A 3,421-nucleotide genomic window follows, 5' to 3' on the forward strand; every position below is an offset into this window, starting at 1 on the left:
GTGTAGGGTGTTTTGGCGGTATGTCAATTGCAGCTGGACTATGTAGCTATATTGTAATGACACAAGAAGGACGTTTAGGTCTAAATGGCCCACAAGTGATAGAACAAGAAGCTGGTGTACAAGAATATAACGCCAAAGATCGTCCATTTATATGGAGTATTACTGGCGGGAACCAACGGTTTGCTAGTGGTTTGGCAGATGCTTATGTAGACGATGATCGCCAGAAAATTCGTCAGCGAGTCATCGATTATTTAACTCAAGGCGTACCTCATCAGCATCGTAGTTCAAATTACTCATTCTATTTAGAAAAGCTACAACAAGTTGATACTGCTGAGCAGATTACCCCAGCACAAGTTCAAGCTTTGTATCAAGGAGAACAAGCATGAATATCGCCGTTGATACATTAAAAGCATCTACTCGTGGTGCACATTGGTTTAAAGCACTCACGCAGGGCTTTAAAACAGTTGAAGGTTTTCCAGCTTCGATTTGGGTGGCTGATGGTCAGCTTGACCAGCAAGCGGTACGTGTGATTGCCGTTGTTCAAGATACCAATAATCTGTTCCCTCGGGCAAAACAAGGGGAAGTTGGATTATTAGAAGGCTGGAGTTTAGCAAAAGCAGTTAATGAAGTGATTCAAGCTGATATTCATTCGGAAACTAAACGCGCTATTTTATGTTTAGTTGATGTTCCAAGTCAGGCCTATGGGCGCCGCGAAGAATTATTAGGTATTCATCAAGCTTTAGCGGGTGCAGTAGATAGCTATGCTAGAGCCAGATTGGCAGGTCATCCTATTGTGAGTTTATTGGTTGGTAAGTCGATGTCTGGTGCTTTCTTGGCGCATGGATACCAAGCCAATCGTATTATTGCCTTAAAAGATTCAGGTGTTATGGTGCATGCAATGGGTAAGGAATCTGCTGCACGCGTTACCTTGCGGTCAGTTGATGAGTTAGAGCAATTGGCATCAAGCATTCCTCCAATGGCTTATGACATTGAAAGTTATGCCACGCTTGGTTTGTTATCGGAACTATTATCTGTTGAAAACCCTGAACAACCGACAAACGATGATCTTTTGTTAGCGAAACAGGCAATTGCTCAAGCGTTTAAAGAAATTAATGCTGAGCAATCGAGAGGACTGGAACAAAGACTGCATGGCCAAAACCGTCAAATGTCTAAAAAGGTCCGTGAATTATTGCGTGAGCAATGGTCATGAAACTTAAGCTCGAAGCCCATGATTTGTTGTGGGGTATGACGGTCGATTGCTTGGCTGATGATGCTCCGCATTGGGTGAAAGAAGTATTGCAACGAGGTGATCCTGTTGTAGTTCGACGGGCAATTACTCCTGTAGATCAGGTGGCTGTGGGGGTAAGAGGGCAATTTCGTCATCAACGATATGCAGCTCAAATGCCAAGATCTGTAATTAGCAGACAGCTTAAACCCGAAGCACTAGCTGAAGTAAATCCAAGTCACTTTAAACACTTGGCAGAACGTTTACAGAGCATTTCTAGCATTATGAAAAACTTTTCAGGATGTTGGGGATATACGGGAAGTTTCGGCTTTGAACTAGCAACGGGCATTAAAACAGTAAATCAGCAAAGTGACATAGATTTGTTGATTCGAGCTGAACAACCTTTTGCTAAAAAGCAGGCGATTGAGCTACTCGAAAATTTTCAGCAAGCAGGGCTGAATGTGGATATACAGCTACAACTTCCACAAGGTGGTTTGGCGTTAAAAGAATGGGCTGGGAATAGCGGAAAAGTTCTATTGAAACGTTCCGATGGTGCTGTCTTATTAGAAAACCCATGGAATTAGGGAATAGATATCATGGCTTCAATTTGGGTATATCCGGGACAAGGTGTGCAAAGAAGCAATATGTTGCACGATTTACCTCAAACCGCACTGGTTAAAGAATACCTTGAGCGTGCATCGGATGCACTCAAAGAAGATGTCTTGATGTTAGATGGTCCGGCAGCATTAAAGTCAACGCGTGCAGTACAGCTGTGTTTGCTTATTTCAGGTGTGGTGAGTTCAGCTCTATTAAGGGCTGAAAACTTAAAACCTGATTATGTAGCAGGTCTATCAATTGGTGCATGGTCGGCTGCAGTTATAGCAGAAGTTTTAGCCTATGAAGATGCTGTTCGTTTGGTTGCCTACAGAGGTGAACTCATGCAAAACGCCTATCCAACTGGCTATGGTATGACGGCCCTGATTGGTACAGACCGTGCAGCTGTTGAAACATGGGTCAAACAAATTTATGAAATAACGCCAGAGGTGTTTGTCGCAAATATTAATGCACATAACCAGATTGTTATTTCAGGAAACTTTGAAGCCATGACTCAAGTTGCTGTTTTGGCAAAGCAACAAGGCGTGGTGGCAAAAAAATTAGATGTATCGGTGCCATCGCACTGTGAATTATTAAGTCAGCAAGCAAAGCAACTTGCAGCGTCTATGGAGGGAGTGACTTTAAAGCAGCCTAAAATACGTTATTTAAGTGGTACAACGGCTCGTACGCTTAGCAGGCCAGAACAGATTGGTGTTGACTTGGCTTTTAATATGAGTCGAACTGTAGATTGGGAAAGTACCATCCAAGCTGCATGGGAGCGAGGTGTGAGGTTACAGATCGAAGCTTTGCCGGGAACGGTGCTTACTACACTTGCACGTCGAACATTTAAAGAAGGAACTGTATTGTCATTTCAGGGAACACGTTTAGACAGCATTCAGATGGCAATGCAAAAAGAACAGGCAAATAGTTTTTCTTTTTGAGTCAGATTTTACAAAAGCATAAATGATCCAAGGATATGAGGGATTGTCATGATTATATATGGAGTTGGTTTACTCGCACTTTGCACCTTGGTTGGTGTAATTGCTGGTGATCTATTAGGCGTTTTATTGGGTGTAAAGTCCAATGTTGGTGGCGTGGGTATCGCCATGATTTTACTCATTTGTATACGGTTATGGATGGAAAAACGTGGAATGATGACAGTTGAAACTGAAAAAGGAGTTTCATTCTGGGGCACCATGTATATCCCGGTTGTTGTTGCTATGGCAGCCCAACAAAATGTAGTGGCAGCATTATCGAGTGGCCATATGGCACTCTTTGCGGCTGTAGTCTCAGTTGCAGTTTGTACGCTCACTATTGCTGGTCTAAGCCGATATAACAAAGCCAGCCCTTTACCTAAAGAAGAGGACACAGCCTTAAACCGAATCGGAGGTAAAGTTCATGGTTGAATTATTATTAAAAGACTTAACACATTTAGGTTTAATTACAGCTTTTGCTTTAATTGCCTTAATTATGTGGCTGTCGACCAAGCTCTCTAAATATTTAACCAATGGACGTGTGCATGCTTCAGCAATTGCGATTGTAATTGGTTTGATTTTGGCATGGTTTGGCGGAAAAATGACAGGTGGTGAAAAAGGCTTGACC

4 protein-coding genes and 2 pseudogenes are annotated in these 3,421 nt (G+C 42.6%); all 6 read left to right on the top strand.

The genetic code is table 11. The features are described from left to right. Window positions 1–386 (top strand): annotated as a pseudogene (locus C1642_RS13120) (biotin-independent malonate decarboxylase subunit beta); the annotation flags it as partial. Beyond that, on the top strand, window positions 383–1,210 hold the full coding sequence (mdcE, locus tag C1642_RS13125) for a biotin-independent malonate decarboxylase subunit gamma (protein WP_103236417.1): 828 nt from the start codon (window positions 383–385) through the stop codon (window positions 1,208–1,210). The pseudogene C1642_RS13120 and the gene mdcE, both read left to right, overlap by 4 nt. Next, on the top strand, window positions 1,201–1,809 hold the full coding sequence (locus tag C1642_RS13130; protein WP_103236418.1) for a malonate decarboxylase holo-ACP synthase: 609 nt from the start codon (window positions 1,201–1,203) through the stop codon (window positions 1,807–1,809). The genes mdcE and C1642_RS13130 overlap by 10 nt, the downstream gene beginning before the upstream one ends. 12 nt (window positions 1,810–1,821) lie before the next feature. Further along, window positions 1,822–2,760 carry a malonate decarboxylase subunit epsilon gene (gene mdcH / locus C1642_RS13135; protein WP_103236419.1) on the top strand — a complete coding sequence of 313 codons (939 nt, stop codon included), beginning with the start codon at window positions 1,822–1,824 and terminating at the stop codon, window positions 2,758–2,760. Window positions 2,761–2,808: 48 nt separating this feature from the next. Continuing rightward, window positions 2,809–3,225, top strand: a complete 417-nt coding sequence (gene madL / locus C1642_RS13140; protein ID WP_000587905.1) for a malonate transporter subunit MadL — start codon at window positions 2,809–2,811, stop codon at window positions 3,223–3,225. Then, window positions 3,218–3,421 (top strand): annotated as a pseudogene (locus C1642_RS13145) (malonate transporter subunit MadM); the annotation flags it as partial. The gene madL and the pseudogene C1642_RS13145, both read left to right, overlap by 8 nt.

Origin of the sequence: Acinetobacter sp. AKBS16 (genome assembly GCF_002899995.1) — a bacterium.
GTDB lineage: Bacteria > Pseudomonadota > Gammaproteobacteria > Pseudomonadales > Moraxellaceae > Acinetobacter > Acinetobacter baumannii.